The 19,836-nt window shown below is 38.4% G+C and carries 20 protein-coding genes; 2 read left to right on the top strand and 18 right to left on the bottom strand.

The window, feature by feature from the left end:
- Window positions 1-67: 67 nt before the first annotated feature.
- The 5 genes from lepA to gpr all read right to left on the bottom strand — a co-directional run bounded on the left by lepA (window position 68) and on the right by gpr (window position 7,892).
- Window positions 68-1,894 (bottom strand): translation elongation factor 4, encoded by a 1,827-nt coding sequence (gene lepA, locus MKY08_RS14550; RefSeq protein ID WP_025220059.1) that lies wholly within the window; start codon window positions 1,892-1,894, stop codon window positions 68-70.
- Window positions 1,895-2,213: 319 nt separating this feature from the next.
- Window positions 2,214-3,065 (bottom strand): excalibur calcium-binding domain-containing protein, encoded by an 852-nt coding sequence (locus tag MKY08_RS14555; protein WP_069513428.1) that lies wholly within the window; start codon window positions 3,063-3,065, stop codon window positions 2,214-2,216.
- Between the two features lie 304 nt (window positions 3,066-3,369).
- Window positions 3,370-5,259 (bottom strand): acyltransferase family protein, encoded by a 1,890-nt coding sequence (locus tag MKY08_RS14560; RefSeq protein ID WP_069513427.1) that lies wholly within the window; start codon window positions 5,257-5,259, stop codon window positions 3,370-3,372.
- A 686-nt stretch (window positions 5,260-5,945) separates the two neighbouring features.
- On the bottom strand, window positions 5,946-6,824 hold the full coding sequence (spoIIP, locus tag MKY08_RS14565) for a stage II sporulation protein P (protein WP_256093240.1): 879 nt from the start codon (window positions 6,822-6,824) through the stop codon (window positions 5,946-5,948).
- Between the two features lie 51 nt (window positions 6,825-6,875).
- A complete protein-coding gene (gpr, locus tag MKY08_RS14570; RefSeq protein WP_025220063.1) occupies window positions 6,876-7,892 on the bottom strand; it encodes a GPR endopeptidase in 1,017 nt (338 codons plus the stop codon).
- A gap of 163 nt (window positions 7,893-8,055) precedes the next feature.
- Here gpr and rpsT point away from each other — a divergent pair, with 163 nt between their 5' ends.
- Window positions 8,056-8,304: a 30S ribosomal protein S20 gene (rpsT, locus tag MKY08_RS14575; protein WP_024363081.1), complete on the top strand. Its 249-nt coding sequence runs from the start codon at window positions 8,056-8,058 to the stop codon at window positions 8,302-8,304.
- Between the two features lie 212 nt (window positions 8,305-8,516).
- Here the strand turns inward: rpsT and MKY08_RS14580 are convergent, their stop codons facing one another.
- Entirely contained in the window at window positions 8,517-9,551 is a 1,035-nt protein-coding gene (locus MKY08_RS14580; RefSeq protein ID WP_069513424.1) for an acyltransferase family protein, read from the bottom strand.
- A 57-nt stretch (window positions 9,552-9,608) separates the two neighbouring features.
- The gene (gene holA, locus MKY08_RS14585) at window positions 9,609-10,619 is read right to left on the bottom strand and encodes a DNA polymerase III subunit delta (protein ID WP_069513423.1); all 1,011 of its coding nucleotides are present in this window, start codon (window positions 10,617-10,619) and stop codon (window positions 9,609-9,611) included.
- A gap of 165 nt (window positions 10,620-10,784) precedes the next feature.
- Between holA and MKY08_RS14590 the strand changes: the two genes are divergently transcribed.
- On the top strand, window positions 10,785-10,922 hold the full coding sequence (locus tag MKY08_RS14590) for a YqzM family protein (RefSeq protein ID WP_024363084.1): 138 nt from the start codon (window positions 10,785-10,787) through the stop codon (window positions 10,920-10,922).
- Between the two features lie 32 nt (window positions 10,923-10,954).
- On the opposite strand, the gene MKY08_RS14595 is transcribed toward MKY08_RS14590, so the two are convergent.
- The 11 genes from MKY08_RS14595 to MKY08_RS14645 all read right to left on the bottom strand — a co-directional run bounded on the left by MKY08_RS14595 (window position 10,955) and on the right by MKY08_RS14645 (window position 19,826).
- Window positions 10,955-13,120 (bottom strand): DNA internalization-related competence protein ComEC/Rec2, encoded by a 2,166-nt coding sequence (locus MKY08_RS14595; RefSeq protein WP_256093238.1) that lies wholly within the window; start codon window positions 13,118-13,120, stop codon window positions 10,955-10,957.
- Between the two features lie 122 nt (window positions 13,121-13,242).
- Window positions 13,243-13,812: a ComE operon protein 2 gene (locus MKY08_RS14600; RefSeq protein ID WP_069513421.1), complete on the bottom strand. Its 570-nt coding sequence runs from the start codon at window positions 13,810-13,812 to the stop codon at window positions 13,243-13,245.
- A 121-nt stretch (window positions 13,813-13,933) separates the two neighbouring features.
- Entirely contained in the window at window positions 13,934-14,572 is a 639-nt protein-coding gene (locus MKY08_RS14605) for a helix-hairpin-helix domain-containing protein (RefSeq protein WP_069513419.1), read from the bottom strand.
- Window positions 14,573-14,806: 234 nt separating this feature from the next.
- On the bottom strand, window positions 14,807-15,547 hold the full coding sequence (locus MKY08_RS14610) for a class I SAM-dependent methyltransferase (RefSeq protein ID WP_069513417.1): 741 nt from the start codon (window positions 15,545-15,547) through the stop codon (window positions 14,807-14,809).
- On the bottom strand, window positions 15,548-15,892 hold the full coding sequence (gene rsfS, locus MKY08_RS14615) for a ribosome silencing factor (RefSeq protein WP_024363089.1): 345 nt from the start codon (window positions 15,890-15,892) through the stop codon (window positions 15,548-15,550).
- A complete protein-coding gene (gene yqeK / locus MKY08_RS14620; RefSeq protein ID WP_069513415.1) occupies window positions 15,889-16,461 on the bottom strand; it encodes a bis(5'-nucleosyl)-tetraphosphatase (symmetrical) YqeK in 573 nt (190 codons plus the stop codon). The genes rsfS and yqeK overlap by 4 nt, the downstream gene beginning before the upstream one ends.
- Window positions 16,430-17,020 carry a nicotinate-nucleotide adenylyltransferase gene (locus MKY08_RS14625; RefSeq protein ID WP_069513410.1) on the bottom strand — a complete coding sequence of 197 codons (591 nt, stop codon included), beginning with the start codon at window positions 17,018-17,020 and terminating at the stop codon, window positions 16,430-16,432. Before MKY08_RS14625 ends, yqeK begins: the two co-directional genes overlap by 32 nt.
- Window positions 17,021-17,029: 9 nt before the next feature.
- The gene (gene yhbY / locus MKY08_RS14630) at window positions 17,030-17,332 is read right to left on the bottom strand and encodes a ribosome assembly RNA-binding protein YhbY (RefSeq protein ID WP_069513408.1); all 303 of its coding nucleotides are present in this window, start codon (window positions 17,330-17,332) and stop codon (window positions 17,030-17,032) included.
- A gap of 5 nt (window positions 17,333-17,337) precedes the next feature.
- Window positions 17,338-18,168, bottom strand: a complete 831-nt coding sequence (gene aroE / locus MKY08_RS14635) for a shikimate dehydrogenase (protein WP_069513406.1) — start codon at window positions 18,166-18,168, stop codon at window positions 17,338-17,340.
- 33 nt (window positions 18,169-18,201) lie between these two features.
- Window positions 18,202-19,305: a ribosome biogenesis GTPase YqeH gene (gene yqeH / locus MKY08_RS14640; protein ID WP_024363094.1), complete on the bottom strand. Its 1,104-nt coding sequence runs from the start codon at window positions 19,303-19,305 to the stop codon at window positions 18,202-18,204.
- Window positions 19,302-19,826 carry a YqeG family HAD IIIA-type phosphatase gene (locus MKY08_RS14645; RefSeq protein WP_231786343.1) on the bottom strand — a complete coding sequence of 175 codons (525 nt, stop codon included), beginning with the start codon at window positions 19,824-19,826 and terminating at the stop codon, window positions 19,302-19,304. The genes yqeH and MKY08_RS14645 overlap by 4 nt, the downstream gene beginning before the upstream one ends.
- Window positions 19,827-19,836 lie beyond the last annotated feature (10 nt).

Raw genomic sequence — 19,836 nt, forward strand, 5'->3', positions numbered from 1 at the left:
GGCATCCTCCACCCAAAGGATATAAAATTACTAATTAATAACCTCTATAAACGTTGTTATTTCAACGTTACTTCGTATCATCCATCTTCAATACAGCCATAAATGCTTCTTGTGGAACTTCGACTGAACCGACTTGTTTCATACGCTTTTTACCTTCTTTTTGTTTATCAAGAAGTTTACGTTTACGAGAAATATCCCCACCGTAACATTTTGCCAATACATTTTTACGCATCGCTTTTATTGTCGAACGTGCGACAATTTTTTGACCGATTGCAGCTTGAATTGGGACTTCGAATTGTTGACGTGGAATCAATTCTTTTAGTTTTTCTACGATTACTTTCCCACGCTCGTAAGCAAAGTCACGGTGCACGATAAAGCTTAGTGCATCGACTTGCTCGGCATTTAATAGGATATCCATCTTCACTAGTTTTGACGGCTGATAACCGATTAGCTCATAATCAAATGATGCATAGCCTTTGGTATTTGATTTTAAATAATCGAAGAAGTCGTAGACAATTTCAGATAATGGCATTTCATAAATAATGCTGACACGTGACGTATCAATATAATCCATCGTCATGAAATTACCACGTTTCAATTGGCAAAGCTCCATTACCGCACCAACATAATCATTCGGTACCATAATTGTCGCTTTCACATATGGTTCTTCAACACGGTCAATTTTTTGTGGGTCTGGCATAAAGGATGGGTTGTCGACTTTAATGGACGTACCATCTGTCATATAAACATCGTAAATTACCGATGGTGCTGTTGTAATTAAATCAATGTTAAATTCACGTTCAATACGTTCTTGAATAATTTCCATATGAAGAAGCCCTAGGAAACCACAACGGAAACCAAAACCAAGCGCTTGCGATGTTTCAGGTTCATATTGTAATGCAGAGTCATTTAACTCTAATTTTTCTAACGCATCACGTAAATCATTATATTTAGCAGTATCAATTGGATATAATCCACAGTATACCATTGGATTTAAACGGCGATAACCTGCTAATGCCTCTGCTGCTGGACGATTAGCAAATGTTACAGTGTCCCCCACTCGCGTATCCCCAACATTTTTAATAGAAGCTGTTAAGTAGCCCACATCTCCAACCGTTAATTCACTTTGTGGCACACTTTTCGGAGTATGTACGCCGACTTCAATAACATCAAATTCTGCACCTGTCGCCATCATACGAATTTTATCGCCAGGTTTAACCGTACCATTCATAATTCGAATGGAAATAATAACACCTTTATAGGCATCGTATACTGAGTCAAAAATAAGTGCTTGTAATGGTGCTTCTGGATCGCCTGTTGGTGCAGGAACCTTTTCAACAATTTGTTCTAAAATATCTTCAATACCGATACCAGCTTTTGCGGAAGCTAATACCGCTTCTGAAGCATCTAAACCGATAACGTCTTCAACTTCTTGACGAACACGTTCTGGATCGGCTGCTGGTAAGTCAATTTTATTGATAACTGGCAAAATTTCTAAATCGTTATCAAGTGCTAAGTAAACGTTAGCCAATGTTTGTGCTTCGATGCCTTGTGCTGCATCCACAACTAAAATAGCGCCCTCACAAGCAGCTAAACTACGTGATACTTCATATGTGAAATCGACATGTCCTGGTGTGTCGATTAAATGGAATGTATACACTTCGCCATCTTTGGCTTCATATTTTAATTGGACTGCATTTAACTTAATTGTTATGCCTCGCTCACGCTCTAAATCCATTGAGTCGAGTAGCTGTGCTTTCATTTCACGGGATGTCAGTGATTTCGTTTGCTCTAAAATACGGTCAGCAAGCGTTGATTTCCCGTGGTCAATATGTGCAATAATAGAGAAATTTCGTATGTTCTCTTGTCTTTTTAATCGTGCTTCTCGGTTCATCTCTTCCACTCCTAATTAAACTATAATGAATTATACTATGAACCACATACAAACCACAACATTAGAACGGGATAAATGCTGTTAAATCAATGGTTACTCTTATTTATGCTTGTTATTTTCTGCAATTCAATGCATCAAAAAGCACCCAATTCAGGCAATCAGGCCCAAAAAGGTGCTTTTCAAAAAGTGCATAAAATATGACAAGTGTGTGTACAGGAAGGCACTAACTAATTCAATAACGAACTGTAGATCGAAAAAAAGCACCTGCATGTGACAGGCGCTTTTTTAATTCAATTATTTACTACTCACTAAAGTAAAATTACCTTTCACAAGCCCATCCATCTTTGTCTCGATCATGTTTAGGCGCATAGGCAGGGTGGTCAGCTCCTACACCATTTGGGTGATCTTTACGAAGCTCTGTACAATTTTTATAGGTTTTACTACTATTTGAATTACCCGCATTTGACGAGCCACTTGGTTTACTCGTTGTCGCGGCAGCTGGATTTTTTGAACTTAAGTAAGTATCTACTACATAGCCCTCGTAATCTGCAGTTGTTATAAACGACCAACCAGCAATTGTAGAATGAACGGCTACTTCTTCATTTTTCGCTAGCTCCCCTACTTGAACACCAGAAGGGCTTGCAATATTTCTAACAATAAGACTGCTCGCTAGCACATATTTAGTTGTTGGCTGTGAATTGCTCATAAAATTAGTAGCAGCATAGCCAATCACATTACCATACTGGACAAAGGACCAACCATCACCAACTGATCCGAAATCTTTGACAACCATTTTATTTTGTAATGTTGCAACCGTTTTACCTTTTAAAGATGGCGTTTCTTTTACAACCAAGCCACTTTTCGAACTTGCAATTTTAATTGTGTAAGGCGCATCATCAAGTGCATCTTCAATAATATAACCATCAATCATTTTATTTTCGTTATTTAAATACATTATACGAGAAAAATCATTATGTTCACTAATTGAAATAACAAATTTTCCCTTTTCCACAGTTCCAATTACTTTTGAATTAGTATCAGTTTTTTCATATACCTTAGATGAAGAGTCTGTTACCTTTACTTCTTTAAAAGTGCTAGCATTTGCAATGTTGACATTAAATGCAAATGCTAACATTAGTGTCAATACTAATACAAGTGTTTTACTTTTCATTTTTTAAGTCTCCCTTTTTACCATTTTCCACAAATAACCTTTTTATGTAATACTTGAAAGTTCTTATCATAGGTGTCAATGTTCATGTACCGCTTTGTCAACTAGTGGATTCACTATATTCATCAATCCCTCCTCCCACTAAATATTATACATAAATGGATTATAATTGGTATAAATATATTAAATTAGCATCAAATTATTTTTTCTACATAAGAAAAAATCCCTGTTCTTTCATATAAAAAGACGAGTCACTCCATTAAATGACTCGTCTCAGGGAGACTATCTAGCGACAGCAGGATGCTTATTAAACTTCATTCATACGCGCATCAATTGCTTGCTGAATTAGACTCGATAAAGCTTCTACCCCTTCTGGCTCCAAGTGTACTCCGTCTGGAGCAAAATATTCGGGATGGTTTAAGGCTGTAGAATGCCAATCAATTAACGTAATATTCTCACGCTCTTGCGCTTTATTCGCTAAAGCATTGTTTACTTTTGCTTCCCATGGACGTGGTACACGCGTGTTCACTAAGTATATTTCTGCTTGTGAAAAAGCACCAAGAAGCGTGTCAATTTGGTCATTTGTAAAGTAACCGTTTGTGCCAAGTTGAATAATGACCGCTTTATCTGGTTGATTGAAGCGGGCGTAACTAGGGATTAGTTTGACTGCTTGCGAAACTTGTCTCCCGATTTTTCCATCTATTGTAATGTTAGGGTAAAGCGTATGTAAACTTGTAGCAATATCAATCATAACAGAATCCCCGATAGCTAATAGTTCTTTATACGGTCCTTTCTTAGCAATGTCACTTGCATCATCTTTCTCCGTTTTTGACGTTGCTTCGTTATTGTCAACAGGTGATTCTACTTGTTCATCTGTGGAATCTTGCTCTACGGTATCCTGATCTTTTGCAGAAGCATGTTGCCCACCATTTATTTTAATGTTTGTTGGGTAAGACTCCTTTGTGTCCTGTGGTGCTTCTCCTACTACCCCTGTTATACCAGTAAAAAACACGAGTAAGAAAAGTGGAATAACAGCAGTTGCAATTTTTCTTGCAATTGAAAAATCACGCCATTTGTTCGGATTGATGATTAAATATTGTCGGAAATATAATCGGAATCCTTTTTTACGAATAGGCATTTCAATACAGCGATAAGATAATTCAGCGAGCAGTAATATGAGCAATAACTGTATAGTAACACGCCAATAGACAGGGTTCCCAATTTCATGAACAGGAGTACCTAACACAATAATAGGGTAATGCCAAAGATAGATTCCGTACGATCTAGAACCAATCCAGCGAAGCGGCTTCCATGAAAGTAGTTTGCCTAAAAAACTAGCTGGATGGCAAACACAGGCTATTAATAGCGCTGCATTTAGACAAAATAAGAACATACCACCTCTATATAGAAATGCTTGGTATTCATCTACGAATAAAATACTAACAATAAAAATACTAAAGGTAATGAAACCTATACTGTTAAGCTCATAAACATGCTTAGTAGAAAGCTTTTTCGTAGAAAGTCTTTTCATCGGCCAAACGAATGCTAACCAACAGCCTATTAACAATTCAAATGAACGTGTATCTGTCCCATAATAAATTCGGCTTGGGTCAGCTCCTGGCTGATACAAAAGGGCCATGAGGATTGCTGAACAAATTGCGCCAATGAAAATAATCGTCGAAAATTTACTTTGTTTTTTAAATAGAGCTAAACCAATCATCAATACAATCGGCCAAATTACATAAAATTGTTCTTCAATCGCTAAAGACCATAAATTTTTCAATGGGGAAGGCGACCCGAAACTATCAAAATAGGAAAGTTTATGATAAATAAACCACCAATTACTTGAGTAAAAAATGGAAGATAGCGCATCTCCACGCATAGTATTTAAAAGTTCTTTATGAAATAACATGACCCAGACGAAAGTGGTCATAATCATAACGTAAGCAGCGGGCACTAGACGTCGAAAGCGACCAATCCAAAATTGCCGCAAACTGACTGTTAATTGATTCCCTTTCATCGGTAAAATGGTTGAAGTAATTAAATAACCTGATAAAACAAAAAAGATATCAACTCCGAGGAACCCTCCACTGGCCCATCGAAAGTTAAAATGGTAAGCAATGACTGCTAGTACTGCTAAAGCTCTTATCCCATCTAATCCTGGGATATAACGATGATTCAATGTCTTGCCTAACATACTGTTTCCTCCAATAAAATATAAAACGTCGTTCCATTTATTAAATTATCTACAAAATGTGAATATATTGCCTAGCCTCTGCTCCTTTTCTACGCTTTATTCTTTACTTATAATATTAAAGACGTATGAGCGACCTAAAAAGGTTGATCATTTTCTAAAGCAAAAAAAATTTTCCACGGTGGGATTTTCGTTATACCATTTTCCTAAGTTTTTTAAATCTATTTTCACTACTACAGGGTATAAAAATTTACTATATTTCTTACATAAAGTATGTATAAAACATATAATCAAAGTCATTTTTTTATTAAAAATTTGTAATATTACAACCAAACAACAAAAAAAGCATCTGCCCATAATGGAAGATGCTTTTGAAACGGCTTTTTTCATTGATGAACACAATCGAAAATCGCCCGATTCAATAAGGCGTATGAGCTGACTTGAAAAGTATAATGCAAGGTATAAACAATTGAAAGACCTAGAAAAAATTTTTTTTAAGTAATTCTCTCAATTGGCACCATACATACCATTCATTACCCTTCATTGATGACATCAAACTATTTTCTAAAGTGGACAACGATGAAAAAATTACTTGAATAGCAAAAATTCAATATAGTTAAAGATGACTAATGTAACACACTACTTGTTAATCATTGCCTCATGATTGTTAACTTACTGCTAATAGCTGTTTAACTTTTAGATTCTGTTACAAAAGTTTTGGCAATTGCTTTTCCTATAACAGCAATTGTACGATTTAACTCATCTTCTGTATTATCGATGCCACCTAATTCAATTAAAATCATCTCTTTAGCTAAATCTTGATTGTAGCGACCATCTACATTATCACCACTTTTCGATATAACCCCTCTTGAAACCTTTGGCACAATGTCATTCATGGCAGCAGAAAGACTTTCTGCATAAGCCGTATTCCATCTGTAATTTTTATGTTCTGCTCCTACGACTATGGCAATACGTGCATATGATTGATTGTTGTACATGGTAGTTGTCGCATCCCGCTTGGCAGAATCTCGATGCAAATCAATTATTAAATTATAGGATTGCTCTTGTAAACGGCTTGATAGATATGGACGTACTGTGTTATAAGCTTGTGGAAAAGTTTTGCCTTCCGATTTCATTACCTTCATCACATCAACATCTAATACATCCGTCTGGATACCGTTCATACTAAAGTGCTTGGAAATGGCGTCTTGTAAGTTATAAATATTTGTTTTGTCATCATAAACCGCCACTTTTCCGCTAACTGCTTTTACCATCGGTTGATAGGCTTCTTGTGAATGTGTAAATAACAATAATACTTTAAATGGATCCTGCTCTTTTGTCGGCTCTGACGTCGATTCTGGTGTCGATTCTGGCGTCTGCTCTTTCGTCTTCTCTAGTTCACTTTCTTCTTCTAAATTTGTAGCGGCAAACACGACTTGTTTATCCTCTGGTTGTTTAATCGGAGTCGATGCTTGCTTGTTGAACGGAAGTTGCCCAGCAATGACTGGTAATACGAAAAAGAACAATAATAGACCAATTGACCATTGTAGTTTTTTTAGCAAAGTCACACCCTCCTCCCCTTATCGTATGGAGGGGATGTGTCTTTTAGAACGATGAATTTATAGATCGTTTGCCCATTTTGTAAGCATAGTTGAAATGAGTGTTGCATACCGATCTATCCAATAATCGGCTTCTTTCGGTGTGACCATTAACTGTGCATGTGAAGCAGCAAAAGTCTCTTCAAAAAGCTGTTGACGTTCCTCTTTTGACCATGTTGCCCATTCACCGAAAATGGGTGTAACAAGGGACATATCCAGTTCTTTATTAATATCTGGACGCCATGAAGATAATGATAATTTAGATGAAGGTTTTCCTCTCTCAGCAACTCGCGCGGCAATAGTGCGTAACATCACCTCTACTGCGTCAGCAATTAGCACGGGTGCATCAACAACTGTTGGAATCCCAATTGCTGTGACAGGGATACCAAGCATTTCTAAAGATATTTCCTTGCGTTGATTGCCGACACCTGAACCTGGATGAATACCCGTATCGGTAAGTTGGATAGTTTTACATAAGCGGTCGCTTGCTCTTGTTGCGAGGGCATCTACGACAATGATTAGTTTTGGTTGTAGACGCTCAGCTAATGCTGCTACAAATTCACCTGTTTCATAGCCTGTTTGCCCCGTCACACCTGGTGCATACATGACAAATTTGTCATCGATTTTATCTAGACTATGCAAGTGATCGATAACATATGGTCCTATGGCATCTGGCGTTATCGTTCGATTGCCAAGCCCTATAATTAATATTTTGTCATCCTTCTGCCAGGAAATTGATTCATGTAACGTTTTAAAGTTTGCTAGCAAGGCTTTTTCAAGTTGTTCAAATCCATCCTCATCTTCTAATGTAAGCGTTGGTACGGAAAGGGTTATATATTTCCCTTCTTTTTTGCCTATTTGTTTCTTGCCTTCTGCGTTCACTTGGACATCGGTTATTTTCACGCGTCCTGCAGTGCGGTCTTCTATTTGAACCCCAGATGATTGTTCAAGTGTTTCTTTTTGTTCCTTCGTTTGATGTAAAACGACCTCTTCAGATTCATCAATTAAATCAGTCCGTTGCCAATTTAAATTTTGCATTCAGCTCACCTCAATTAGTAGTTTGTTCAAACTGTCAAGTAAATATTCTTTGCATTTATCTATTGCAATTTAGCCTAGCGTTTGTTAAAATGATTTTTGTTGTATTGACACAAGAAATCAATGAGAAGATATCATCTCGTACCTATTTTAGGAGGTGAAAGATATGCCAAACATTAAATCTGCGATTAAACGCGTAAAAGTTAACGAAAAAGCAAACGTTGCTAACTCTCAAGCTAAATCTGCAATGCGTACTACAGTGAAAAAAGCTGAAAACGCTGTTGCTGCTAACGCTGAAAACGCACAAGAACTTTTACAAGCAGCTTACAAATCTTTAGATAAAGCAGCTTCAAAAGGACTTATCCACAAAAACGCGGCGGCTCGTAAAAAGTCTCGCCTAGCTAAAAAAGCGTAAGTGTTTATAAAGGATCAGTTTACTCTTCTTGAGTAACTGGTCTTTTTTCGTTTTTCAACAATTATAGGATTGCCCATTAAAAAATCCGCTATGCTTCTTCGAAAAAACAGGAGACCCTAAAGGTGCTCCTTGTCTTCCCCTTGGAAAGGCACAGCGGATTTTATTTATCAGGAAAACGATTCATAGTTGCTATTTGTATGAATCTTCCTTACCTAAATCACTCTTTTTAGATATGGTATTTTCTGCATAATCCACACAACTATTGTGGAAAGCACTAAAATAATGAGTACTTGTAATGGAATAGCAAATAGCGGTTTGACAAAAAGCTCATTTTCATCAAAAAAGTACGGGCGGACTTTATCTAAAATCATTGCATGTACTAAGTACACACCAAAACTTGTTTGCCCAATTAACTTAACAATTCTACTTGTCTCATAGCTTCCGCTTGCCACTTTACGATTGACCCAATATTTCACAAAGACAAAGAGAGCAATACTCATCGCAATAACATTTGGACTAGAATAAGAAAAAGCATAGCTTGTAAATTGTCCTTGCTGCTCTGTTAAAACATTTGTACGTAGGATTGTTTCAAGTGCTCCAACTATTCCTAGCATGTAAATTCCGACACGCCATTTTTTCGATAGTTCAAATGTCGCTAAATAGTAGCCAAGTATAAAGAAACCGATATACTCACTTAAAGGGAAAAACAACGTAAATTCATTACTCACAATATATGAATAATAACGGAAACCTCCATAAAATAATATCCAGAGAACAACCACATAGCCTATCATTTGTTTAGAGGCATGATTAACGAAAATATTAAAGACGGGCGCTAGTAAATAAATACCAATCAGCGCATAAAAATACCACAAATGATAGTATATCTGATTATTAAAAAACATGATTAGAAACTCTTTCAACGAATACCCAGGATTCCACATATACGTTGCCCACGTATAATAGATTATCGACCAAGTAATAAAAGGTAGTAAAATTTTATTCGCACGTTTTTTAAAAAAAATACGCAGCGATTCTTCTTTCCGCCCAAGTAACAGTGCCCCACTAATCATTAAAAAAATGGGCACACACCAGCGCGATAATGCATTATAAACAATGCCTGTTTGCCAGTCAAATAAAGTAATTTTGTCATAAAGCACGACATAAGGAGTCGCAGCATGCAAAAGTAATACGCCTAGAATTGCAATGGCTCTAAGGCTGTCCATGTACTGAATTCGTGTATGCACGTTCAAAAACCCCCCACGACATTATACAACCATTCATGCCCAACTAGTTAATATTTTTTACAGTTGGCGTAGTAAAAATAGTTCTAAATATCGCTCGCGGTTTCCTCCTGCTGTTTTTAACTGTAAATCGACTTCTGCCAACTGATATAAAGCTTTCAATAAACTTTCTTCAGATGGACGGTTGCGTTGCTCAACCATTAACTTGACACGATAAGGGTGAATTTTTAAGTTTTTTGCAATTTGCTGTGGATGATAGCCCTTTTTCAGTAAATAAAACACATTCGACATCGTCCGTACATTCGAAGCAAGAAGCCCGACAAGCATAATCGGCTCCTGTTTTTGGCGCAATAAATCATGGTAAATCGACAATGCCGCTACAGGGTCATGTGCAAAATATGCGTTTAACATTTTAAAGGCATCCTGTTCTAACGTTTTTGCGACTAAATCTTCTACGAGCATCGTTGTTATTTCTCCGCCCTCACCTACATAGAGTGATAGTTTTTCCATTTCCATCTGTAGCTGTAGCATATTCGGTCCAACCATTGATACAAGCTGCTCAATAGCACTTTGTGTAATCGTATTGCCCTGTGCTTTCACAAGTCCTTGAATCCATACTGCTAAATCTTGTTCTTTTGGCGTTTCGGCTTGGACAATGAGCGCATGCTCTTTCATCATTTTTGTCACTTTTTTACGTTCATCTAGCTTTTCATATGGTGCAATAAAAACCGTAACAGAAAAATCGGAAGGATTTGCAAGCCATGCCTCCAAACGTTTCAAATCATGCTCGATTTTTTCTTTCCCTTTTTCAGTTGCCTTTAAAAACGATGCATTTTTAGCAATTACTAGTTTACGCTCTGAAAAAAATGGAATCGTATCCGCTTCATCCATCACGACATCTACCGGTAATTCTTCCAAATCAAAAGTAGTCATTTCAATTTCTTCTTCTGTGCCGAGTGCTTCCTTTAAACGCTTCACTGTTTCGTCTATAAAATAGCTTTCTTCACCAATGATTAAGTATACAGGTGCAAGCTGACCTTTTTTTATATTGTTCCAAACCGTTGATATCATATTTTTACCTCCATCTAGCAATACTATTAGTATACATGATTTAGTTTCGGTTGTGACTTTGGGCTAAATTGTGTCGATTCCTTGCCACATTGGTAATTCGTCTTTTCGATATAGCTTTTATGAAAATGATGTCTTATAATAAATAACAGAATTGGAGGGATGACAATGAATCCATTTGAAGGTAAAAATATACAATGCAAACGTAACGATGCTATTGATTCTGGCGTTGGTTTCGGCGTATCTTTTGGGGTTTTCACTATTATGTTTATCATCGCAGTAATAGTAGACTACGCAGCGATGTAAGCTACCTTTTATACCAATGTAAAAGACCTTGTTCAGTTTTGGACAAGGTCTTTTTCAGTACGCACACCCCATCTATCTTTATGTGCGACCACTTCAATCGTACCATCTATCCCCGTTATCATCGTCGCTAATTCACGCCGTCGAAAACGTTCGACTACTATGTCATGCGGGTGATTGTAGTGATTATTTCGTCCTGCACTAAAAATGGTTAATGTAGGCTGTAGTAGCTCTACAAATGGTTCAATGCTTGAAGTTTTACTACCATGATGCCCCGCCTTTAAAAGCGTTATGTTTGCTAAATGTGGTCCATATTGATTTATTAACTGATATTCACCAGCTTCCTCTAAATCGCCTGTTAACAATGCACGAAACGATTCCTGTTGTATAAATAACACAAGGGAATCATTATTGCCCTCATAATGTGTATCATCGGGTAATAAATAGTGAAAATTTGTCGACCCGACACGCCATGAAGTACCTTGCATTTTTTCTTTTACAGGAACTTTTTGTTTCGCCGCTTCCGATAATAAGTCTTGCATCACTGGTTTATCGAGGGAGCTAGGTGTTACATGAATTTCCCGCATCCTAATCTCCTCTAGCACTTCTTCTGCTCCCTCTACATGGTCAGCATCTGGGTGTGTCAATATCATTATATCCACCTGTCGAATACCTTTTCCTTTTAAAAACGGTACAATAACCTGCCTACCAACCTCATAGGGGCGCTTTGGAGCCTTCCAATCCTCTTCCTTGAATCGAAGTACACCTCCAGCATCGACGACGTATACGGTCCTTCTAAACGGTAATTCGATGACTGTACAATCACCCTGCCCTACATTTAAAAATGTCAGCCTCGTTTCGTTATATAATTTAGGTGCAAGTTCGATGCAAAGAGCAGGTATTAAAAGCAGCATGACAACTTTCCCATAGCGTCTCGCTTCTAAAAAATACAAGCTACTAAGCACGCTAACAAACGCTAGACATACTAGCCATAAAGCAGGTTTTCCAGGGGTCCATAGTTGCATCGGCAAAGCTTGTAAATATATGATGGCTTCCGAAAGCCAAGCGCGCAAAGGCTCATAAAATTTGAAAAATAGCTTAGCTAAAGGCATCGAGATGAACGAGATAATGAGCAGCATCAGATTTGTCGGTAAAATAACAACTGAAAATAATGGCACAAAAACAATATTTGCAATAAACGATGAGATTGATAATTCGTAAAAGTGATAAAGTAATAGTGGATAAGCCAATAATTGGCATACAAACGTGATTAACAAAGACTTTAACAACCAGTGCCTGCCTTGCAAGATTGCATTCGAGTATAAAAGACTAACTGTTGCTAGATAGGATAACTGAAAGCCCAGTTGAAATATTACCCCAGGCTCCAGTAAAACAAAGCCAATAAAACTAATAGCTAATGCGTCATCAACTGGCATCTGCCACCTCGCAAAACGCATTAACATCACCAGTTCTACAACAGAAACAGCTCGAACTACAGAAGGCGCTCCACCGGCTAGCACACCATACATAGGCAACACAATCAGTAGGATAATTGTCGCTATTTCTTTTCGTATACCTACTCGTAGCATTCCTTCATAAAACAACCATGAAACGAGTGCGACATGTAAGCCAGAAATGGCAAATAAATGCGTAATGCCTAGCTTCTGATATGCTCTTTGAAGCTCATCGTCTACATGATCCCGTAAACCAATTAGCAACGCCTGTGCCTCTGCTACAAGGGATGCAGGAAAAGCAGTTTCAATATGCTTTTTCAGGTGAAATCTGTACTTAGCAAGCACTATGCCTAAAGATTTCTCTTCTGCTATCAACGACCAGCTCTTGACTTCAAAAATGCCTCTTGCGCCTTTGCTCACTAAATATTTATCAAAAGACAAAGCGTAAGCATGTGCTGGTGGATTAGGTGCTACCAGTTCGCCCTCAACGACATAGGTAAAACCTGTAATAGATGTCGTTTCATAAAAATGTTTTTCTAGCTCTGAAGACAATGTATACATCACATAGAGTGTTTCACCTGTCTCTGTTTTTGCAAACCCACTAAGCCGTTGCCCATTAATTTTATAGTCGCTCGTCCATGTTAATTGAAAAGTTGACGGTAAAGGGGAAGGTTCCGTCAATCGAATGGTGGAAAGATAGAAGAAAGAAAGAAGTCCAACACCTATAACGAGTGTTGGTATCAGCATTGCCTCACCTTTAAAAATAAGCCATAATGCTATTAATAGAACACAAACAAGTAGCCAAGCTGACTTGTGTGCCGCAAGCGAAGCAACAAGTACAGCTAGTGCTACATAAATCCATTTATGCTTTATTGTATTTTGCCAAATAATGCACTCACCTTCTGTTCATAAGGGAGCAATTTTTCTGCTGGCATGCCGCTTTCACGTAATGCATTGAGCATATCTATGTACAAGGCTAATTTTTCATTTCTTAAAAAATCAATTTTACGCTCATCAAAGGGTACATGTAACACTTCTACACCTGCTTTTTTAAATAACTCTTGAGCATATGGATTATTTTTATAATCCGTTGCATAATAGACACGTTCAATTCCTGCTTGAATAATAGACTTCGTACATGGCAAACAAGGGAAATGTGTCACATACAAATCTGCTCCTTTTGTCGGTGTACCGTACTTGGCGCATTGTAAAAGTGCATTCATCTCTGCATGCACCGTACGCACACAATGGTTATCAACAATATAGCAACCCTCTTCAATACAATGTTCATCACCTGTAATTGAACCGTTATAGCCTCCTGCTATAATCCGTTTATCACGCACAACTGTTGCGCCTACTGCCAGTCTTGTACAAGTACTACGTAACGCGAGTAAATGGCTTTGTGCCATGAAAAATTGATCCCAAGTAATACGCTCCATATGACTACCTCCTAAATTTACTTACATTATCAACGAACTGTGCTACTATACCACAGTCACTTTTCTACTCTAGTGTAGCCCTTTTAGAAAAGGGTCGTCAACTTCACATTATTTTGTAAAATTAGTTAACCGTAATGGCATCTTTAAACTTTTCAAATGTTTTTTCACCGATACCTGCCACCTTTTTTACATCTTCTATTGTTTGGAAACGTCCATGTTCCTCACGGTAGGCAATAATACTTTGCGCCTTAGAAGGACCTATCCCAACTAATGTTGCCAGCTCTGTATGATTTGCCTTATTGACATTGATTTTATTATTCGTTGTCAGATTGCTTTCATTTGCTGTGGCAATGGTGAAACTGGACATTACGTCATCAAGTTTTTCACCTTTTACAGGAATATAAATAACCATTTCATCCTGCACCTTTTGCGCATGGTTAATGTGCCGTGTATCAGCGTCCTCACTATAGCCGCCTGCAAGCTGGACTGCATCTATCATTCGTTGATCTGGCTTAAGTGCATAGACACCTGGATGCAATACAGCACCCTTTATATCAATAAGCACCTGCTGTACGACCGCTTCTTCAACAGGTTCTTCTATTATTGCTAGCTGTTCTGTCGGTTGGATTGTTTCGATGAGCTCTTCTTGGGGAAGTGAAGAGTCAAAATTCGAGAAAAAGAAGTAACAAAGTCCACTGATTACTAGTATGCTGGGGAGCAACACACTTTTCTTATACTTTTGCCATAAAGATTGGATCATATAAACCATCCTTTCTATGCAAAAGGTAATCATATGGAGTCTGTTTTAATCATATACTATCGTTCTACTGAAGAAAAGTAGATTGATGCTATCTATCCAAAACTAAATTGTTCTAGCCATATATTTTTAAAAACTCATATTTAATCAAAAAAAAGTTCGGTATAATACCGAACTTTTTTGGAGTATTGGCCTCCATCATCTTATCAAAATTTCAGGAGTACCTGTTGCAAACTATCATTTCACCGCACGTATAAAAATGCGTTCACTTTCGTATTCCGGTGCTTCCTCTGTAAAATCTGCTGTTACTTCTATATCCGTAAAGCCAATCTCACGAAGCCATGTCATATAGTGTTCAATAGCAAATGTGCGTTGGAAATGCTCCTCATCAAACCGTTCATACAGATCACTTCCAGCATCTCGAACATAAAACGTCATTTGATGGACAATCGAATGTTCATAGTCCCCAGGCTCTGTATGCCATACGTAACTAATATCTCCATCATCATACGTAAATGGTCCATCTAAAAAGATTTCATCCATTTTAAATAATGAATGGACATCAAAGAATAGTTGACCACCTGGTCGTAACGTATGAAAAATACGCTCTAGCGTCGAATAAACGTCTGCCTGTTCCACCACATAGTTCAGTGAATCAATGGCAATCGTGACAACATCCAGTGCCTCAAAGCCGTCCAATTCATGCATCGACATACAGAACAGCGGCACTTGTAAACCCGCCTCTGCAAAACGCCCAGCAGCTATAGCAAGCATATCTTCCGACAAATCAATACCACTTACCTGATAACCAGCCTTTGCAAGCATTAGGCCAAGCACACCAGTGCCACAGCCAATATCTAAAAGCTTCGGGAATTGTTTGCTCGGCGCATGTTGCTCTACCCACTTCACATAACGATCATACGGAATATCCGTTTGGAGCTCATCGTATACATGGGCAAAACGTTCGTAGCTACTCACTTACGCCTCTGATACGTCTAATTGTGGTGCATCGCCCCATAGACGCTCTAAGTTATAGTAAGCACGCTCATCCTTGTGGAATATATGTGCTACAACATCACCAAGGTCTACTAAAATCCAGCGTGCGCCATCGAAGCCTTCAACACGACGAATTTCGTGTCCCTCTTTTACCGCTACCTCTTGTAATTCACGTGCAATCGCTTGTACTTGGCGATCTGAATTCCCGTGTGCAATGATGAAGTAATCTGCTAAAAGTGAAATACCTTGCATATTTAAAACGACAATATCCTCACCATGTTTGTCGTCGATTGCTTTGTAAGCTGCTTGTAATAAAGTTGAAGTCATCCTTCACTGTCCTCTCTTTTCATCATATCGTTATAACATGCTATAGATAATGGATAAATGGCCTGTTTACTATCAATTAAAAACGCCAATGTATGACGTATGCAGGCACTCATAGCCTTATCCAAATTTTTATGCGCTTTTTTTCGCAGACGTTCTACACCATCAAATTTTCGATTTGGTTCAATCATATCTGCAACAAAAATTATTTTTTCTAAATTGCTCATTGCTACACGTCCTGTCGTATGGAAACGGATTGCATTTAATATCTCTTCATCCGTTATGCCGAATTCACTTTCAGCAATATACGCACCAACAGGCCCATGTAGTAGTTCACTGCCCCAGCCAATCAGTTGTTGATCTAACTGTTGCGCTTTCACGATTTCCTCCATCCATTCGATATCTGCATACTTTGCAATATCATGAAGAATAGCAGCTGTTTCTGCTTTGCTCTCGTTTTCACCATAGATTTTTGCTAATTGTATGGCTGTTTCCATTACACCAAGTGTATGGATATAGCGTTTCTCAGGCATGCGAGGTTTAATCGCTGCTAAATACTGTTCGCGTTCCATAAAGACCTTCCTCTCGTATAAACGTCTCTACCGCTTCTGGCAGTAAAAAGGTTACCGTTCTACCAGTAGCAAGGCGCTCACGAATCAGTGTCGACGATAAATCGATTTGCGGTACTTCCACCATTAATACAGGATACTCCGTAAGCGCCTCTGTCTTTGGACGCTTTACGCCGACAAATTGAACAAGTTCCACTAGCTCATCAATACAATACCACGTATGGAGTGAATCAATCATATCGCCCCCAATAATAAAGTAAAACTTCACAGTAGGCTCCCTTTCACATAATGCAGCAAGTGTGTTATAGGAATAGGATACACCGCCCTTATCAACCTCATACGACTCAACACGAAAATGCGGATAAGGTTGAATGGCGCGCTTCACCATTTCTAGGCGTTTGTCATCACTCGCATCATGCGGAGCTTGTTTATGGGGTGGTAGAGCATTTGGCAAAAAACGTACCTCATCTAATTCCAATGCATGAAAGACTTCGTTTGCCATGATTAGATGTCCAATATGCGGTGGATTAAACGTACCTCCAAGTAAACCGACCTTCTTCATCGTTTCACCTTATTTCGCTGCTTTTGGTAACACAATTTTCTTGTTGTTACGTGATTCTTTATATAAAACAACTGTCAAGCCGATTAATTGAACAAGTTCAGCATGTGCACCTTTTGCAAGAGCCTCTGCCACTTCGTTTTTGTCCTCTTCACAGTTATCTAAAATACGTACTTTAATTAGTTCACGTACTTCTAATGCTTCACGAATTTGCTTTGTCATTTCGTCATTCACGCCGCCTTTTCCTACTTGGAAAATCGGTGTTAAATGATGTGCTTCTGCACGTAAAAAACGCTTTTGTTTACCTGTTAACATAAAAATTATTGTCCTCCTAATTGCGCCTTTAATCGCGCAATCATTGAATTTGTATTTGGATATTCATCGAGCCAGTGATGGAACGCAATCGCACCTTGATGTACGAACATTCCAAGACCAGTTACAACGGTCGCTCCTTTTTCCACAGCCGCTTGTAAAAAATGCGTCATTAATGGATTATACACAATATCTGCAACAATTGCGCCTTTCGCTAGTCGATTCAATGAAAATGGCATCGAAAAGTCACCCGTTACTAGCCCAGCTGACGTCATTTGCACTAAAATACCAAAGTCAGCCAACGATTCCTCCGCTTGCGCTAAAGAAATCGCACGCCCTGTTCCGAGTTCATCAATCATTGCTTGTGCATTGGCAACTGTACGATTGGCGATTGTTAAATTCGTATATCCTTGTTGTTGCATGGCAAATGCGATGCCACGAGCTGCCCCGCCCGCTCCAATCAGAAGCACTGGCTTATCTTTATGTGACTTACCAACAGCTTCTTCTAATGAGCGCACAAAACCAAGTCCATCTGTATTGTATCCTTTTAACTTACCTTCTTTTGTTCGTACGACGGTGTTCACCGCACCCATTTTTTCTGCTAACTCATCTAGCTCGTCTAAATAAGGAATGATTGCTGTTTTATGCGGTATGGTCACATTCCATCCACTAGCACCTAATGTTTTTAAACCAGCAATTGCTGCCTCTAACTGATGCGATGGTACGTGTACTGGAATATAGGCTGCATCGATCGCCATTTCTTCAAACCAAACATTATGCATGGCTGGTGATTTTGAATGCTCAATCGGATCACCAATTACTGCAAACCACTTCTTCATGTCCTAGTTCCTCTTCTCTTCTTTTACTAATTATTAAATGAGCGATGGACGAATTGATACTTGTACACCTTTTGGTGCATAAGCAGCAATGACCACATTCGCATGCTGTACCGTAATCCAGCCAAGTCCTGAAAAGACTACATCTGTTTTTGCTTCTTTGATTGAAAACTCATGACGGACTAACTCTGGAAGCTTGTCGATAAAGTCTGCAGTCGGAGGTGCCAGTAACTCACCTTTATGCTCAGCATATAACGTATCAGCCTTTTCAAGCTTTGTACGGTGGATTGGCAAATCATTTGCCACATGGATTGTAAATGCTGAACGCTCCCCTTGAATAAAGTCAAATCGTGCAAGTGCACCAATAAATAAAGTTTGCCCTGCATTTTGCTGATACACTTTCGGCTTAATTTCTTTTTTGGGCATAATATACTTTAATTCGCTTGCATCAATATAATGTGCCATTTGATGGTGATTAATAATCCCAGGTGTGTCATATAATGCACTACCATCATCGAGTGGAATTTCAATCATGTCCAATGTAGTGCCAGGGAAATGCGAGGTAGTAATGACTTCTCCTTCACCCGTAGCTTGTTTAATAACGCGATTAATAAACGTGGATTTCCCAACATTTGTACAACCTACTACGTAAACGTTTTGGCCGTTGCGATATTGGTCTATCGCCTCCATCGCCTCAGCCATTCCTTGGCCTTTATGTGCACTAACTAACAGTACATCAATTGGTTGTAGACCAAGTGCTTTTGCCTCGCGTTTTAGCCAGTTTATTACTTTTTTTGGCTTCACTGATTTTGGCAGTAAATCAGCTTTATTCGCTACTAATAGCACTGGATTTTTGCCAACGAAGCGATGAAGCCCTGGCAACCAGCTACCATTGAAGTCAAAAATATCAACGATTTTTACGATCAAGCCTTGCTGTGTTCCAAGGCCATTCAAAATACGTAGAAAATCGTCATCTGTTAATGACACAGGTTGAATTTCATTGTAATTTTTCAAACGGAAGCAACGTTGACAAATGACTACGTCTTTTTCTAGTGATGATGGGGGTGCATACCCTACTGCTGTTTTATCTTCTGTTTGAATTGTCGTACCACAGCCAATACAATTTGGCATTTCGTTCATTCTTGTTCCTCCCAAGTAATTATTCCTTTACGTTTTAAATCATTGAACACACGGCGCTCAACGAAACGATTAAATTTTGTTACGAGCCCATCGGATTGTGCAACTGGTTTTACTAACACAGTATGCAAACCTAAACGTTTGGCGCCCATCACATCTGTAAGTAGCTGGTCTCCTACCATTACTACTTCATTAGGACGTAAGCCTAGTTGAATAACAGCACTATAAAAGGCATTACGAAGTGGCTTTCTCGCCTTATGAATATATGGAATGTTAAGTGGCTCAGCAAAATGCTTTACACGTGCTTCTTTATTATTTGAAGCGATAATTACACGAATGCCAGATTCCTTCATAATACGTAGCCAGATAATTAGCTCTTCCGTTGCATCTGCACGGTCCCATTCCACAAGCGTATTATCTAAATCTGTAATAATTCCTTTAATGCCTAATTCTTGAAGCTTTTCTGGTGTTATTTCAAAAATGCTTGTCACAAATTCATCTGGTAATAAAAAATTATACAAAATAGCGACCCCT

The organism is Lysinibacillus sp. FSL M8-0337 (genome assembly GCF_038593855.1).
Taxonomy (GTDB): Bacteria; Bacillota; Bacilli; order Bacillales_A; family Planococcaceae; genus Lysinibacillus; species Lysinibacillus sphaericus_D.

What these genes read in the sequence shown, in the direction of transcription:
- lepA (WP_025220059.1), bottom strand. Translation starts at nt 1,894, where the DNA reads ATGAACCGAGAAGCACGATTAAAAAGACAAGAGAACATACGAAATTTC.
- MKY08_RS14555 (WP_069513428.1), bottom strand. Translation starts at nt 3,065, where the DNA reads ATGAAAAGTAAAACACTTGTATTAGTATTGACACTAATGTTAGCATTT.
- MKY08_RS14560 (WP_069513427.1), bottom strand. Translation starts at nt 5,259, where the DNA reads ATGTTAGGCAAGACATTGAATCATCGTTATATCCCAGGATTAGATGGG.
- gpr (WP_025220063.1), bottom strand. Translation starts at nt 7,892, where the DNA reads ATGCAAAATTTAAATTGGCAACGGACTGATTTAATTGATGAATCTGAA.
- rpsT (WP_024363081.1), top strand. Translation starts at nt 8,056, where the DNA reads ATGCCAAACATTAAATCTGCGATTAAACGCGTAAAAGTTAACGAAAAA.
- holA (WP_069513423.1), bottom strand. Translation starts at nt 10,619, where the DNA reads ATGATATCAACGGTTTGGAACAATATAAAAAAAGGTCAGCTTGCACCT.
- MKY08_RS14590 (WP_024363084.1), top strand. Translation starts at nt 10,785, where the DNA reads ATGAATCCATTTGAAGGTAAAAATATACAATGCAAACGTAACGATGCT.
- MKY08_RS14595 (WP_256093238.1), bottom strand. Translation starts at nt 13,120, where the DNA reads ATGCTGATACCAACACTCGTTATAGGTGTTGGACTTCTTTCTTTCTTC.
- MKY08_RS14600 (WP_069513421.1), bottom strand. Translation starts at nt 13,812, where the DNA reads ATGGAGCGTATTACTTGGGATCAATTTTTCATGGCACAAAGCCATTTA.
- MKY08_RS14605 (WP_069513419.1), bottom strand. Translation starts at nt 14,572, where the DNA reads ATGATCCAATCTTTATGGCAAAAGTATAAGAAAAGTGTGTTGCTCCCC.
- rsfS (WP_024363089.1), bottom strand. Translation starts at nt 15,892, where the DNA reads ATGACTTCAACTTTATTACAAGCAGCTTACAAAGCAATCGACGACAAA.
- yqeK (WP_069513415.1), bottom strand. Translation starts at nt 16,461, where the DNA reads ATGGAACGCGAACAGTATTTAGCAGCGATTAAACCTCGCATGCCTGAG.
- MKY08_RS14625 (WP_069513410.1), bottom strand. Translation starts at nt 17,020, where the DNA reads ATGAAGAAGGTCGGTTTACTTGGAGGTACGTTTAATCCACCGCATATT.
- yhbY (WP_069513408.1), bottom strand. Translation starts at nt 17,332, where the DNA reads ATGTTAACAGGTAAACAAAAGCGTTTTTTACGTGCAGAAGCACATCAT.
- aroE (WP_069513406.1), bottom strand. Translation starts at nt 18,168, where the DNA reads ATGAAGAAGTGGTTTGCAGTAATTGGTGATCCGATTGAGCATTCAAAA.
- yqeH (WP_024363094.1), bottom strand. Translation starts at nt 19,305, where the DNA reads ATGAACGAAATGCCAAATTGTATTGGCTGTGGTACGACAATTCAAACA.